The following is a 15322-nucleotide window of genomic DNA, read 5'->3' on the forward strand; positions in this document are numbered from 1 at the left end:
GTAGTAGAGAAATAGGTTAAAACTTTTCCGGTTTAATCAGCACATACAGCATGTAGGCGAAAACCAGCAGCGCAACAATAAAAACGAGCGTAATCATGGTGATTGATGGTTAGTTAAATGTGCTCGAACCACTCGATGGCTTTGTAGAAAATGACAAAGCATAAAAGTGCCGAACCGATTAGAAGCAGAAGCGTACCCATAGTTTGTGAGTGATACTGTTTAGTTCGAACTCAGTATGCCAAAAAGCTGACCAGTAGTTGAATTCATCGGTTACTGATTTCTTAATATTTTGAAATTCAGGTAGTTGCTTGTTCTTGCTACGAGAGAGGGGAAATTGCCTGGGAAGAAAATCTTACCAAAATGGTAGGGTTGATTTTCATTCTGGTAAGCCGAACGCATCAATAGAGGTCTGACTTACGAGCTTTGGGCCGCTCAAAAACACGAACGCCCGGCTTACTACCCGGGCGTTCGTGGAACAATAAATAATAAAAACTGAGATCTTATACGGGCAGGTACACGCTAAAGGTGGCTCCCTGACCAGACTTACTACGGGCCGTAATGGCGCCACCATGATTAAATACTACTTTCTCGCAGATTGCCAGTCCGATACCTGTACCGGCAAATTCGCTTTTGCCGTGTAGGCGCTGAAAGACCTGGAAAATGCGGTTCAGATACTTTTCATCGAACCCAATGCCATTATCTGCTATATCAATGCGGTGATAGGCCAGGGTTGGGCGCGCCAATTTAATCGAAGACGAGAGCTTTACCGAGGGTAAGGTCTGAACACGGATAGTCACAACGGGTCTGGTCTTCGGTTTGTGAAACTTCAGCGCATTGTTGATGAGATTCATAAAAAGCTGCTCCAGCTGAGCCTGATCGCCATAAACTTCGGGTAAGCCCTCCACCTCCACAAGCGCCCCTGTTTCCTGAATGCGCAGTTCTAAATCAACAAGGACCATAGTAACCACCTGTTGCAACGACACTAACGTTGTGTGATCCTGGCGGGTTGAAATGCGCGAGTAACTGAGCAGATCTCGAATCAGGGTAGACATGCGGCTGGCCGCCGACTGCATTCGTTCCAAATAGATAGCCCCATCACCCAGCGTATCTATATATTGATTCTTTAGCAAATCCCCGAATTGCTGGACTTTACGCAGTGGCTCCTGTAGGTCATGGGAGGCAATATAAGCGAACTGCTGGAGGTTTTCATTGGATCGTTTCAATTCCTGAACCGAGTTTTCCAGTTGCTGAGTGCGCTCCTGAACTTGTCGCTCCAGATCCATCGACAATTCCTGTAAGCGGGCTTCATTTTCTTCTAACGTAATTCGGGACTGAACCGGCTTGGTAACATCAATGGCCATGGCCATAATGGCATAAACGTTGCCGTCAGCATCATATAGAGGCTTGTACGTTAAATCGAAGTAGTACGCTCCCAGATGATTATCGACCATTAGCTCAACGCGGGTATCGCGGGCCTCATAGGTCGTTCCACTGGTAAAAACATCGTCGAGGATTTTTAGAAACGGCTGACTTTTCAACTCGGGTAGAGCTTTTTCCAGGGGTAGCCCCAGAATAGAAGCGTCTTTACCCCAGAACCGAAGCATGATCTGGTTGGCAATCTCAATGCGGAGTTCCCGGCCTATAAACAGGCAAGCCGCTATGGGTGCCTGTTCAACCAGCGTTCGGAATTTGGCTTCGCTTTCTTTTGTCTGTTGCTGGGAGGCATGTTGCTCCTCCCGTAGTGCAATATTCTGCTCCAGCGACTGTTTCAGTTCCGCATTTGTCTCATTAAGTTGTTGCAGGCTTTCTACCGCTTTGGTGGTTTCTGAGCAGGTGACCAGAACACCATTTACCGAATCAGTGTCGCCAATAAGGGGGCTGAAACTGTACGTCCAGTAAGCATAACCCATCTGGCCATCCCGATATAGAGGCAGCTTTTGGTCTTCAAACCATACCGCATCGCCACCGGCCATGATCGTGTAAATCATAGGGCCGATAACCGGCCATGATTCAGCCCAGCTTTGTTCGCCCCGTTGCCCTAAAGAAGAAGGGTGCTTCCCATTGTCGCCCAGGCTGGGCCGGAAGGCGTCGTTATAAAAGGTAATCAGTTCCGGTCCCCAGAAAATGAGCATTGGGAAGCGGGAGGTAAGCATCATATTGACTAGCGTACGCAGACTGGTGGGCCACTGGTCTGGTGTACCCAGGGGCGATGTTGACCAATCGTAGGTTCGGATTAGTTCACCCAGTTCACCCCCTCCGCTTAGAAAAGGATAGTTATAGTTGGTATTAAATGTTCTCAAGAGTGCGAGGTATGGCTAGTTAAAATTAGACAAACCAGAAAGGAAAATGTTTACGAAGTTGTCAGATTCAGGTGTGTCGAATCGATTTTAGTTACTTTATTAGTTGTAAATAGCTGATTTGATCTACAAAAAATAGTGACGAAGTTAACCGAATTAACCCGGTTAACTTCGTCACTAGGAAGTACGTTCTTATCGTTACCAGAGATTGGCTTACTTGGCTGGTTTCTTGAAAATAGACTCGTCTACTTTGCCATTAACCGTCACTTTCTCGGTTGTAAAGGTGAGGTTCCCCTGTGCCGACGTCATGTCCATGGTGTTGGCAAACTTGATCCCATCTACATCTTTATAATTTGAAAAGTTTATTTCACCAGCCTGACCATTCATCGTCATTTTGATTTTGCTCGCCAGATACGAAGTTGCATCGATGAATTCATCCAACGTTTGGCCTTCTTTGGTGGTCACTTTCAAATGGTAGGCATCCTTGCCGTCTACTTTCTCTTTGCCGACCAACTCAACCGTATTGCCTTTGGTTTTGTAATTTATCAGCGGCCCGAATGGATCAAGCTGGCCCAGTTGCTGTTTAACCTGGTCGGCAGGCATATCCTCAGGATCGCCCGTGCCACCCATCATGGCCGGACGAATCATCCAGCCTGTTGTGCCATCCACCACCTGAATCATTGAGTTGCCCATTACCGACGATTCGGTGCGCAATGCTTTACCGACCAAAACCGTTGATTTACTGGGGATTTCCATGCCTTGTACCGACAGTGACCGTTCGGTATAGAGCGTTTTTACAGCGCTCAGTTTGTCCATGCCACCCAGGGCCGCAACGTGTTTGTCAATGATTTCGTCCACGGTTTGAGCACTGGCACTGATCGAGACGAAGATGGCCAGGGTTGAGGCCAGAAGTGTGTTGATTTTCATCGGGTAAGCCTAATTAAGTTAACTGCTAGGGTAAGAAATAAGAATGGCCTATAATCTACTGACGAGGTTGTCCTCCACCTGTGGTTGTACCGCCTGATTGTGTTTGTCCATCACTTTTGACATCATCGTTATTGACAGACTTAGCTTTCTTACGAGGAGCTTCCATGGTCATTTTACCAATTTTATAAGTAAACGTCAGACGGATACCCCGGTTATACAGATACACATCGTTGACCTGACTGAACAGGGGCGAATTGAGTACCGTGTGAATGTTGAACCGGTTATTCAGGAAGTTTTCTGCGGCTATACCAACGCTACCTTTTTTACTGTTGAAGTCCTTTTTAACCCCAACGGTGTAGAAGCCGAAACCACCCTGGCGTCCCTGCAACTGCACCTGCGAGCCCTGTAAAAATCCGAAGGCCTGTGCGCCCCAGCCATTTTTAAACTGAGCCGACGCAAAGGAACCACCACTTATGTTAATCCCCGTATTGGTCAGCGTTGTAGATACACCGTCTGCACCCGCCGTTTGGCCTGTAAGACTGGTGTAGAACGTGTTCAAAAACACGCCCACGTTGATTTTTGAGGTCACCGCCACATTACCAAAGATGTTAGTGCCATAGGTATACTGACGGCCAATGTTCTGATAGGTCGTAACGATGGCTCCGGCCAGGGTATCGGAAGGCCGGCTAATCTGCGTGATGGCATTGTTGGTTACCCGGCCAAAGAACGTAGCGTTGATGAACGTCTTTTTGATGGTTTTGCTCAAGCCCAGTTCAAAGTTATTAGTTAATTCAGGACGTAGGGTTGGGTTACCAATAGTGATGTTCTGCGGGTTGGCAGCGTTGAAGTTAGGGTTCAACTGCTGAAGACCAGGACGTTGAATCCGGCGGTTGAAACCGAGCTTAAACGTAGTTCCTTTAAAGGTCTTCGATGCGTTCACACTGGGCACCAATACGCCATAATCGCCAACTCCCAGATTACCACCTTCGCGGGTGCTGGCATCAATGAAGGTGTGCTCATAACGCAATCCAGCCTTAAATGTGTAGCGGTTTTTAGTCGTATAGGTGTATGAGCTATACCCGGCAGCAATGTTCTGATGGTAGGTCAGCTCGCCCAATGTATTGTTGGCTTCTGTCGTGAACGTGCCCGATGGGCCAGCCAGCAAATACTTGTAATCACTGTTGACCTCCCGGAGAATAGCTTTCGCCCCAAACTCAAGGAGTTGGTTTTTCTTGATCGGCGTCTGGTAATCCGTTTGCAGGGTAAATTCCTGGTTAACGTTTTTGTTCAGGTTTCGCTGACGGCCAGTTAGCTCACGGGCACCACTCAGTAAGTCGGCGTCGAAGTTGTTGGTCAGGTCATTCCGGCTGTAGAGCGTCGAAATACTCCATTCCTGCTGGGGTTTGAAGGTATGCAGGTAATCAATGTTCGCATCTACCGTGCCTGATAGGTTCTTGGCATCCACGTTCCGGTAAGCCGTTGAACCAGCCACTCCGTTGGTGAATAATTGCGTCACTAAATCTTGCTGACTGAGCATGTTACGCGCACCATACCGTACGCCCGCCGTTAAACTCTGGTTTTTGGCCAGGTCATAATCGAAGCCCAGGTTATATTGCCCGAACAGGAATGAGCTGTGGCCATCGCCCGATTGACGGGTCAGCGTCGACACACCGTTTACCTGACTGGTTTGGTCGAGGTTGGTTTTGGTGATGGTGTTGTAACTTGCCCGGCCAAAGCCACCCAGCGTAAAACCTGCTTTGCCTTTGCGGTAGTTGCCGTTGAGCGAAAGCATCGAACCCCGGTTACCCACACCCGAATCGACATTCAGATTCAGACCCTGTAAGCTGTTCTTTTTGGTAATAATGTTGATGATACCACCCGAACCTTCCGCGTCATACTTGGCCGATGGGCTGGTAATTACTTCGACGGTTTTAATCTGGTCCGCAGGGATTTGCTTCAAGGCATCGGCAACACTGCTGGCCACGATAGTAGAAGGCTTGTTGTTAATCAGCACCCGTATATTGGAGCTGCCCCGCAGGGATACATTTCCATCCAGATCAACCGTGAGTAGGGGCACTTTACGTAGAATGTCGGTAGCATCACCACCTTTAGCGGTAATGTCTTTATCCGCATTGTAAACCAGCCGGTCCACTTTCTCTTCAATCATGGCGCCCTGACCGACCACGGTCACTTCTTCCAGGGTTTTTACACTGGAAGCCAGTTTGATAACACCCAGATCGAGGCTTTGTCCATTTGTCAGGGTCAGGTTCTCAATCGTTTTATTGCGAAAACCAACAAAGCTGATCAGAATCCGGTAATCACCGGCAACCAGTTTCGTTAAGGCAAATTTACCTTTCTCGTCGGCTACCGTACCATCTACAGCTTTACCTGTTGATTTATTGTAGAGGGCGACGCTGGCAAATTCAACCCCTTTTGCCTGAGTCGAATCAAGGATGGAGCCAATGATTTTGGCGCTCCCTTTGGGGCTCTGATCTCCAGCCGTACCAGGAAGGGCTTTTGGTTGTGTAGAGCCGCCCATTGTGGGGAACTGAGCCCGGAGGGGAGAAACAAAACCGAGAGTTAGTAAAAAGACAGCGATAAGTAGAACGTTCGTTTTCATGAGATTGCTTTTGACCTAACAAAGGTTACCCCAAGTTTTAATGTCCAAAAGCGAAACTGGATGAAGCGCTGATTTAACCGGATGGATATAGGTTTAATGCTGATGAGAGACAGATCGCAATCTAGTAAAAGCCATCAATCCAGGTTTTTGGAAGGAATTGTAAAGGCCATGACACCGGCCACCAGCAGCGGAGCTGAGAACAGAACAAACAGCAGTGATTTGCTAAGTTCCGCATCCGACAGCATCCCGAAGAGCGTGGGACCCAGTATTGCGCCGAATCGCCCGATACCCATGGCCAGCCCTACGCCGGTGGTGCGCATGCGGGCCGGGTACACGCGGGCCGTGGTCGGGTAGAAACCATTGAAGCCGCCCTGCACAAAAAAACCGATGAAGAACGTCATCATGAACATCAGCCAATAGGTCATCGAGAGATTGCCGTACAAAACCATACTGCCAAAGGCAATGACCATAAACAGCAGTATCAGTTTACGCAACCCAATGCGACCTGCCAGCAGCCCAAACGAAAGACTCCCGCTAAAGGCCCCCAGATTTAGCGCTGTGCCAATATAAGTAGCCAGTTCAAATGGCATTCCCGCATCTTTAGCCAGTGTGGGTACCCAGCTCATAACGGTATATAAGGTCATCATCCCAAAGAAAATGCCGATCCACAAGCGTATCGTGGATGCCCGGTATTCCGGCGTGAATAAGTCGCTAATTGGTACCGCAGCGTGACTGGTGGCCGTAGGAGGGAGCACACTAATAGTGGCCTGCCCCATGCGAGTTAGTAGCTGATTGACCTGACGGAGGGCGTTTTTAGGCTGCCGCCCGATCAGAAACGCCAGTGATTCGGGCATGAACAGGACAATGCTCAGCAGCATCAGTGCCGAAACCAATCCAGCAGCTAAGTACGCTGACCGCCAGCCAAACAGAGGAATAGCCCAGGCCGTAAAAAAGCCCGCCAGAATAGCCCCGATTGGCCAACCAGCCTGGACAAAGCCCACGCTGAAATCGCGTCGTTTATTATTGGAAAACTCAGCCGCCACCGCTGCCAGAGAGGGCAGAATACCGCCAATGCCCAGCCCAGTGATGAGTCGGCAGAGTAGTAACTGGTAATAGGCACCTACCAGAGATGATAGCAGCATGCCGGTGGTAATTAGGGATAAAGCAATGATAAACATCGTACGACGCCCAATTTTATCCCCGAAAGGAGCCAGCAAAAAGCAGCCCGCCGTCATTCCCGCTAGCCCGGCACTGAAAATATACCCCAACTCGCTTTTCGACAACGACCATTCGCGGACAATCTCCGAGCCCGTAAACGACACCACCAGCACGTCGATACCGTCGTTCATATTCAGAATAAAGCAGATGGCTACCATCAGAATCTGAAAGGAGCTCATTGGCTGGGTGTCCAGCAGTGTTTTCAGGTCGGGCGGAGCGGGTTTGGTAAGCATAGTTGGAGAAAAGTTGTAACACGGAGATACAGAGAGAAAATAGCTAACTCTGTTTATCCCCTTTTCTCTCCGTATATCTCTGTGTTACAATCATTTTTATATAGTAATTAAAATTTTGCTGTCTTCACCCAGCGCGGCCAGTTCCAAAGCGGATTGCAGGTTGTCGAGTTCAATTTTTCGGGAGATAATAAAGCCTGGACGAATGATGCGGGCTGCCATCAACTGGAGTATCCGTTTAAAATCAAAGGGGTGGTCATAAATGATGGACGGAACGATATGAATACCTTCGCGGGCGATCTTGAGTGGCGTAAACGTAGCTGCATGTCCCGACAGACCCACCAGCACAATTTCTGACCCACGGGGCGCTGCCGCCGTTACGAGAGATGCTGTAGCCGCAGCTCCTGCGCATTCAAATACGGCGCACACATCGTTGGCTAGCCAAGCCTCCGCTAAAGCCGTCTGTTGCTCAGCCGGGCTTCCCGTTGGGCAAAGGGCAATAGCGCCCAGACTTTCGGCTAATCGTACTTTAGTTGAACTGATTTCGGTTACGAATACCTGATAGCCAAGGGATAACGCCAGGTGCGTAACCAATAATCCAATGGCACCCAGGCCAATAACCGCAATTGTATCGCCGGGTTTGGCACTGGAGGTTAGTAGCGCATGTAAGGCTACGGCCATGGGCTCAACGGTCACGGCATCGTCGTCAGAAATGCTATCGGGTACCTTCCAACAGAAATCGGCGGGCACTACAACGTATTCGGCAAAGCACCCGGCTTCATTCAGACCTATGACCCGCTTATTGATGCAGATGTTACCCCGGCCAGATACACAATAGCGGCAGTGCCGACAGGGAATATTGGGTTCAATAACAACCCGTTCGCCCAGTGAACGATCCGAGGCACCCGCCCCAATTTTATCGATATAGCCTAGCCCTTCGTGGCCAATAACAGTTGGCGTGTCTAACTGGCGATGGCCCAAAAACAGGTGTACATCAGAGCCACAAATACCAATCTGTTTCAACTTTATACGTACTTCGCCAAAGCCTGGTTCTGGGATAGAAATGTCCTGTACATGAATGTGTTTAGGCGCTTGAAGGAAAGCAGCTTTCATAAATTGCGATCAATAGAATCTACTTCTACACTGAATACTATACGCAATCAAAGATGACTACCCTGCTAGTTTTCCTGCGTAAAATGGTTCAAAAGTACCAAGAATTGCCCAAAAAGTACCGGACGAATAGTTATGACCGCCAATTGAGAGCCTTTCTACTAAGATTTACTGAAAAATTAGTTAGTACAGCCCGAAAACGATTGTTATTGTACAAATGAATGCCAAATTCATTCGGCTGATAGTTCAAAGCCTCGCGTTTAACTTATGAATAAACCTAGCTACTCGTTACAGTTCACTGTAGGCAGATTATTTGTGTGTGTACTACTTGCTTTCGTAAGCATTGACGCTTCATGGGCACAGAATAAACTAAAGGGCGAAGCTCTCTTTGACGCTAACTGTGCCAGTTGCCATAATTTCAAACAGGATGGTATTGGTCCACAGCTTGGTGGATTGAAAGGAATCGTGGCCCCAGGCTATATGGCCGAATTTATCAAAAGTCCCAGGACAATGATTGATGCAAGGGTTGCCCGGGCTTTAGATAAATTCAAAAAATTTGGCACATTAATGCCTGATTTTAAGCAGTTAGGCGAAAAAGACATCAATGATCTAACAGCCTTTATTCTGGACAAGCCCGCTCCTAAAGCTGCGGTTTCTTCCGGTAAAGCTGCTTTAGAAAACCCGATAGTTTCTTCGATTGCCAAGTCGGATCTTGTTCTGACTATCCAGAAAATAACCCAGTTCCCGTTTACGAACAAAACGCAGCCACGCACACGGATCAATAAGATGGGCGTTCATCCCATCACAAAGGAAATTCTGGTTGAAGACCTACAAGGAAAAATCTACAGATTGACTAACAACTATCAGCCCGAGGTGTATTTTGAGGCCACAGACCATTTTAAAAACTTCACCAACTCGCCTGGCCTGGCAACGGGCTTAGGCAGCTTTGCCTTTCATCCAGACTATGCTAAAAATGGGCTTTTTTATACGACCCATTCCGAACCAAATACGACCATAAAAGCAGATTTTACGTATGCCGACAGTATCCCCGTCCGATTGCAATGGGTAGTTACGGAATGGACGGTGGACAACCCCAGCTCGAGCGTTTTTAGCGGAAAACCTCGCGAATTGCTTCGGGTAAATGTAGTCGACCAGATTCATGGCATGCAGGAAATTGCCTTCAATCCCTACGCAAAGCCAGCCGATCCCGATTATGGGCTACTCTACATTGGCATGGGCGATGGTGGTGCCGTTGAACAGGGATACCCGTTTATTCCCAGAAACAAAAACCATATCTGGGGAAAGGTACTTCGGATAGACCCCACGGGCAGAACAAGTAAAAATGGGAAATATGGTATCCCGAACTCCAACCCGTATGTTAATAAAGATGGACTGGATGAAGTATATGCCGAAGGGTTTCGTAACCCGAACCGAATTTCGTGGACAAAAGATGGGCGGATACTGGTTTCCAATATAGGACAACGGCAAGTCGAATCCATTTACCTGCTGAAGCCCGGTAAAAATTACGGCTGGCCCGATCGGGAGGGTACCTTTCTCATTGAGTCGCCTGCCAGAACCAACAGCGTGTATCCCCTGCCTAAAAATGACGCTACCTATGGATATACCTACCCGGTGGTTCAATTCGATCACGACGAGGGAAACGCCATTATGGGCGGCTTCGACTATACGGGAAGTCAGATACCTCAGTTAAAAGGCAAGTACATTTTTGGCGAGATCGTTAGGGGACGGGTTTTCTATGTAAATACCAACGAGATAAAGGAAGGCTCACAGGCGACCATTCATGAATTTTCTATCGCTCTAGATGGCCAACAGACAACCCTGAAAGAGCTTAGCAAAGCCAATAAAGTGGACTTGCGAATCGGGCAGGATGCCGCCGGTGAAATGTATCTGTTCACCAAGGCGGATGGGATGATGTATAAAGTTTCAAAGTAGTCCCCCATTTTTTCTCATCAATGCTACCAGTAACTGTATCAAAAACACAGTAAAGATTTAAAAGGTAAGCCAGCACGGCTGCTACATTGATTTGTAACGGGGTCGTCGACGCTCCGCCGTTGTGACCGTATGCGGCAGCGGTACGAATTGCGATTTGAGACGGTTTTAAGGATGTAGTCAGAAAGCTTCGGAGAGAAGGTGTTTCCTTATACAGGTGTTTAAGAAACGGTAAATTAGGGCAATGTATGTCATGCCTATCACCTAGTTGACTAGCTGATTCTCGCCTGGGAAGGCCGTTATTCTATTAATATCATGTGACTTCCTGATAATCATCATAGTAGGCCACCTTCCAGAACGTGTTCTTTGTAGAGGTAATCAATGACTGATTCAAAACCAATTTTCACGATCATGTTTAGCCATCCTATACTGTTGAGGTTAATTAGTTTCCTACTGATAGCCACCCTTTTTGCCTGTAATGACCACCGGTTTCCGGGATTAAGTCCAAGTCGAGTCCGGCTGAAAACCCTTACCGAACAAAGTGCTAGTTTACAGTTGGTTAGTCAGTTTCAATATGACCAACAAGGAAGGCTAAGCGGCATTAAAACACAAAAGTCAGACTCAGCTCGATGGGAGCAAAGCACCTATATCTATGATAATCAAAATCGGTTAGGTCAGATACAACGGGTTATCCAGATTATACTACCTGTACTACCCCAGGAACCGCCAATAACGAAAACCGACAGTTATACTTTTAGCTATACAGGGGCGGGCCAAATTGCAGAAATACGGTATGTCAATAATGCGGCCAATGGTCTTCTTTTTGTATGTAAACCCCATTATGATGCTGCCAATCAGCTAGATGGAAATCAGGTTGATAGTTATAATGGCTATGAGTCAGTTCAATTTATCAGCCAGTATACATATTCCAATAATAATCTAACGAAAGCTCATGTAACCTTTGTCCCGAGCGGCCAATCTTTCGAATATACGTTTACCTATGATTCCAAAATAAACCCCTTTTACGGAATCATCATGCCTATTGCCACCCTTAACCAGGACCCCGTCACCATTGCTCCTATATCGGTTTTTGTCTATCCGCCCAAGAATGACGGTATCGCCAATTTATTATCGCTGAGCCGGAATAATATCCTGTTTGATGGCTATAATGAGTATAGCTATACGTATACTAGTTCAGGCTTGCCTATCAGTCGGACCGCTCGAAGTCCCTTGCCTGACCATTCTGTAAGAGGAACTTTATATTTTGAGTATGAGTCGTTCTGAGACACCAATTACTCCAGATTGGGTGATCAGTATCCCTATTCGCTCTTCAGAACATCGACCGGATTACTTTTTGCGGCCTTCATCGTCTGCGATCCGATCAGCAGGAAGGCGATTACCAATACCACCAGCAAGCCGATCAACAACTCAACCATCTGCACGGGTGTGTGATATGGGAAACGGGTGAGTACCCCATTTTCGAAGAAAAGGTAGGTTACGGGCAGCGCGATGAGGGCCGATAGCGCCAGTTGTAGAAGAAAACCGCGGCTCAGTAGGTAGACCAGGTTACCGGCACTGGCACCCATCACTTTGCGGATACTGATCTCCTTCAGCCGGGTTTCGGTCGTGAACGCCACCATGCCGAACAAGCCCATCGATGCAATTGACATAGCAAGCAACGAAAGGAAGCCAATGATCTTGATCAGAACAGAAAATTCACTGTAGGCTTCTTCGATGGCTTCGTCATAGAATTCAGCCTGAAAGGGATGAACACGATCCATTTTCTTCCAGGCGGATTCGATCTTAGCTCGGGTCGCCAGCATGTCCCGGCTTTCTATTTTGGCATTAATGACTGCTCTGTCGGTAGGCGTCCAGAACATGAAGGCTACCGGCCCAACGAGGTTGTCGACTTTTCCATAATGAAAGTCTTTCATGACGCCAACAATGGTCATTTTACGGTCATGTACGTTGAAATTACTGAAGGTAATTTCCTTGCCAATTGCTTTCTCGGGGTCGTTAGTACCCATGTTAAATCGCTTTAAGAACTGCTGGTTAACAATCACTTCGCTGACCGCTTCGGCCGTAGTGGGTCGTGCCCTGAAATTACCTCCGGCAATGAGCTTGTATTCATGCAGAGCCAGGTAATTTTCATCGACGTTGTTGGTCAGGACCAGCGCCGAGTCGCGCGTATCGTTGTATTTCATATAACCACCCCAGGCGTTCCCCACGCTGGTGATTATTAATGAGCGGGATAGGGCCGTTACTTCGGGCATCTCACTCAGTTCCTTCATAAACGCATCGGGTTTATTACCCTGCATCGTAATGTTGAGGATGTTTTTGGTATTGAATCCCAGGTCGAAGGCGAGTATGTTTTTATACTGCACATAGCCAATGGCGGTTGTGGTTATAAAGATCAGGGTGAATGTGTATTGAATTACTACCAGAGCGCGTCGTAGGGTTAGGTGTTTGAAAACGCTCACCGACCGATATACTGGAGCAGACACATTTCGGAGCGCATTGATCGCACTGACTTTGGAAAAGAAGAGGGCCGGCAATAAACCGGCAATAACGCCTACGGTGACCGAAAAAACGATAAAGGCCAGGACCATAGCCGGACTAAGCTCGAGCTTCACCGTGCGCTGCATCTCCGGGGCCAGGTTTATCAGTTGCGGGCGCAATACCAGAAATAGCAGGAAAGAAAGAAGAAGGGCTGCCAGGGAGATCATGATTGCCTCCACCAGGAACTGCTGCCATACCTGGCTCTTTCCGGCTCCGATCGCTTTGCGAAGACCGACTTCCTTAAAACGGCGCATAGCTCGTGCCATCGACAGATTGGTATAGTTGAAACAGGCCGACAGGATTACAACGAGTGCCAGCCCGCCGAGTATCCAAAGCACAACCGGAGGCATATGCGGGCCTACCGAGCCAGCGCCCCCCTCAGAACGGCGGAGGCTCTCGCCAACTACGATCTGATATAAAGGCAGCAGCTCAAGTTGGATCTTCGTGTTTTCATCAGCGCGGTTTTCCTCCTCGGCAAGGACGTTGAGCTGCGACTGGATCGACGCTACGTTGGCCGTGGCAGGTAACCGGAGGTACACGTAATTCGACGGCATGTTTGCCCATTTTTCGCCGTTGTTCTTATTGAGCTGCTCGGCCGTTGAGAGCGAAATCAGGGCTTCGAAGTTGATGTGCGAAAAGAACGGAACATCCTTCATAACGCCGGTTACCTGATAATCGAGTGTATCGAACCGGATTGCCTTACCCAGTGCCGATTGGTTACCGAACAGTTTCCTGGCGGCCGTTTCTGTAAGAACGATCGAGTAAGGATCTTTCAGGGCCGTCTCGGGATTGCCTTCCAGCATCGGAAAAGTAAAGATGCTGAAGAATGACGGTTCCGTCCAGAAGCCCTTGATCGGGAGCGTGTTGTCGCCAACCGTCGCGTCCTTCGAAAAGTCGTTGCGCACAATAGCTACGGCCTCAATTCCGGACACGCTCTGTCGGATACGCTTTCCTGTCTTTATGGATGTGGTGGCAAACTTGCCCCTCTGTTCACCATTGGTAGTCAGCACGTTGGTGATGCGATAGATCCGTTCTCCATTCTCGTGGAACCTATCGTACGAATGCAGGTCGAACAGGAAGGCAATCAGTAGTAACCCGACGGACATACTGATGGCAAGGCCAACAATATTGATGAACGAGAACAGCTTGTTGCGCATTAAGTTGCGTCGCGATGTTTTGATGTAGCTTCCGATCATGATCCAGTTGATAAACAGGTTAACCCATTTTGGTCTTCGTACTCGATAACTTCTGATAAACTTAACCGCATCGACACTATAGATCAGCTTTGCTCGACGCGGCCTGGTGGGATCGTACAATCCACCCGACGTATTCGCTTTGACGGCACGAGAACCTGATGCAAGTATACCCGGCTAGTACAAGCAGAATGAAAAAATGGGGCGAATTGGGCAAAAAATGGGATGAAGGTGACCACCGGTCAAAACTGGCGCCACAACACTAACTTGGTAAAGGATCGAGCGTCTTTTATTGGTTTGACTTGGTTTGGTCAGAGCTGAGCGGGTGGTTCCGTCGACCCGTTCTGAAATCATCGGATTGTGCAGGCATCATTGAATACGGAGGATAACTTAATCCCTGGCGTACGACAGTTAGGACACAGAAAGTCGCCGACTAATTAATTGGGCTGCTGATCGTAATTCCAATTCAATTTCTTTCTGGCGACTGGCGCTACAGCGAATCTCGGGCAGGAATATACTTAGGCTGGCAATCACCAGATTTTGACGACGGATGGGTACAGCCAGACCAATGATATGCGTTTGAGAGCGAGTCATGGATAGCTCCTGAACGCGAATCTTTGCTAACTCAGCGTCTAAACCCTGTGGGGTGGTAGCATTGGGCCAAATGTCAGGGGTGGGAAAGCCAATAGAGTTAATTAGACTCTCCAACTCTTTGCCAGAGATGAAAGCCAGTAGTAATCGCCCTGATGCTGTTTCATAAATGTTGCGTTCCGTGCGGCTTCGTACCTGGAGATCCTGATCACTATTGACTAAATGGACAATGAATCGTTTCTGATTGCGAATAATCCCCAAAATAGACGTTTCGTTGAGCCGATGGGTCAAGTCCTGCATAATATCTTTTGCCACCAGCACTAAATCCTGGCTGTAGGAAAGATTGTTCGTCAGGTTGTACGCCATTGGCCCCAAACGGTACCCCTTCTTCCGGCCCAAGTGTTCCAGATAGTTTTTATCAACGAGTGTTTTCAGGATGTTAACACAGGTTGCCTGGTTCATTTGCAGTGTTTCGGCAATCTCCGTAAGCGAATGTGCCCGGCCAGGATCCTGCGCCACAAGCTCCAGAATGTCCAGTGCCTTTACAATAACTAATACCATGTTGACTATGTATGATGTGAGATATAAGAGGTACGCTGTAGGATGTATGCTGTAAACGTCGACGTT

At 48.1% G+C, this 15322-nt stretch carries 10 protein-coding genes; 2 read left to right on the plus strand and 8 right to left on the minus strand.

Translation table 11 applies throughout. The features are described 5' to 3' along the window. Positions 1-16: 16 nt before the first annotated feature. The 6 genes from ACYVGO_RS15015 to ACYVGO_RS15040 form a co-directional block, all read right to left on the minus strand. Positions 17-97, minus strand: coding sequence for a potassium-transporting ATPase subunit F (locus ACYVGO_RS15015; protein WP_020599353.1), 81 nt, complete (start codon positions 95-97; stop codon positions 17-19). 403 nt (positions 98-500) lie between these two features. After that, positions 501-2300, minus strand: coding sequence for a sensor histidine kinase (locus ACYVGO_RS15020; protein WP_460969972.1), 1800 nt, complete (start codon positions 2298-2300; stop codon positions 501-503). Positions 2301-2510: 210 nt separating this feature from the next. Further along, positions 2511-3224 carry a LolA-like protein gene (locus tag ACYVGO_RS15025; protein ID WP_142774944.1) on the minus strand — a complete coding sequence of 238 codons (714 nt, stop codon included), beginning with the start codon at positions 3222-3224 and terminating at the stop codon, positions 2511-2513. Between the two features lie 55 nt (positions 3225-3279). Next, entirely contained in the window at positions 3280-5844 is a 2565-nt protein-coding gene (locus tag ACYVGO_RS15030; RefSeq protein WP_460969973.1) for a TonB-dependent receptor, read from the minus strand. A 134-nt stretch (positions 5845-5978) separates the two neighbouring features. Beyond that, positions 5979-7295 carry an MFS transporter gene (locus tag ACYVGO_RS15035; RefSeq protein WP_460969974.1) on the minus strand — a complete coding sequence of 439 codons (1317 nt, stop codon included), beginning with the start codon at positions 7293-7295 and terminating at the stop codon, positions 5979-5981. Positions 7296-7391: 96 nt separating this feature from the next. Next, positions 7392-8405: a zinc-dependent alcohol dehydrogenase gene (locus ACYVGO_RS15040; RefSeq protein ID WP_460969976.1), complete on the minus strand. Its 1014-nt coding sequence runs from the start codon at positions 8403-8405 to the stop codon at positions 7392-7394. A 264-nt stretch (positions 8406-8669) separates the two neighbouring features. Here ACYVGO_RS15040 and ACYVGO_RS15045 point away from each other — a divergent pair, with 264 nt between their 5' ends. Continuing rightward, positions 8670-10355, plus strand: coding sequence for a PQQ-dependent sugar dehydrogenase (locus ACYVGO_RS15045; protein ID WP_460969978.1), 1686 nt, complete (start codon positions 8670-8672; stop codon positions 10353-10355). A 378-nt stretch (positions 10356-10733) separates the two neighbouring features. Continuing rightward, positions 10734-11636 carry a hypothetical protein gene (locus ACYVGO_RS15050; protein ID WP_460969980.1) on the plus strand — a complete coding sequence of 301 codons (903 nt, stop codon included), beginning with the start codon at positions 10734-10736 and terminating at the stop codon, positions 11634-11636. Between the two features lie 35 nt (positions 11637-11671). Here the strand turns inward: ACYVGO_RS15050 and ACYVGO_RS15055 are convergent, their stop codons facing one another. Continuing rightward, positions 11672-14107 (minus strand): ABC transporter permease, encoded by a 2436-nt coding sequence (locus ACYVGO_RS15055; RefSeq protein ID WP_460969982.1) that lies wholly within the window; start codon positions 14105-14107, stop codon positions 11672-11674. Between the two features lie 408 nt (positions 14108-14515). Beyond that, positions 14516-15256: an IclR family transcriptional regulator gene (locus tag ACYVGO_RS15060; RefSeq protein ID WP_460969983.1), complete on the minus strand. Its 741-nt coding sequence runs from the start codon at positions 15254-15256 to the stop codon at positions 14516-14518. Positions 15257-15322 lie beyond the last annotated feature (66 nt).

The organism is Spirosoma migulaei, assembly GCF_054776855.1.

Excerpts from the sequence above, each read along its gene's own strand:
- ACYVGO_RS15030 (WP_460969973.1), bottom strand. The coding sequence starts at position 5,844 with ATGAAAACGAACGTTCTACTTATCGCTGTCTTTTTACTAACTCTCGGT.
- ACYVGO_RS15045 (WP_460969978.1), top strand. The coding sequence starts at position 8,670 with ATGAATAAACCTAGCTACTCGTTACAGTTCACTGTAGGCAGATTATTT.
- ACYVGO_RS15025 (WP_142774944.1), bottom strand. The coding sequence starts at position 3,224 with ATGAAAATCAACACACTTCTGGCCTCAACCCTGGCCATCTTCGTCTCG.
- ACYVGO_RS15035 (WP_460969974.1), bottom strand. The coding sequence starts at position 7,295 with ATGCTTACCAAACCCGCTCCGCCCGACCTGAAAACACTGCTGGACACC.
- ACYVGO_RS15015 (WP_020599353.1), bottom strand. The coding sequence starts at position 97 with ATGATTACGCTCGTTTTTATTGTTGCGCTGCTGGTTTTCGCCTACATG.
- ACYVGO_RS15040 (WP_460969976.1), bottom strand. The coding sequence starts at position 8,405 with ATGAAAGCTGCTTTCCTTCAAGCGCCTAAACACATTCATGTACAGGAC.
- ACYVGO_RS15055 (WP_460969982.1), bottom strand. The coding sequence starts at position 14,107 with ATGATCGGAAGCTACATCAAAACATCGCGACGCAACTTAATGCGCAAC.
- ACYVGO_RS15060 (WP_460969983.1), bottom strand. The coding sequence starts at position 15,256 with ATGGTATTAGTTATTGTAAAGGCACTGGACATTCTGGAGCTTGTGGCG.
- ACYVGO_RS15050 (WP_460969980.1), top strand. The coding sequence starts at position 10,734 with ATGACTGATTCAAAACCAATTTTCACGATCATGTTTAGCCATCCTATA.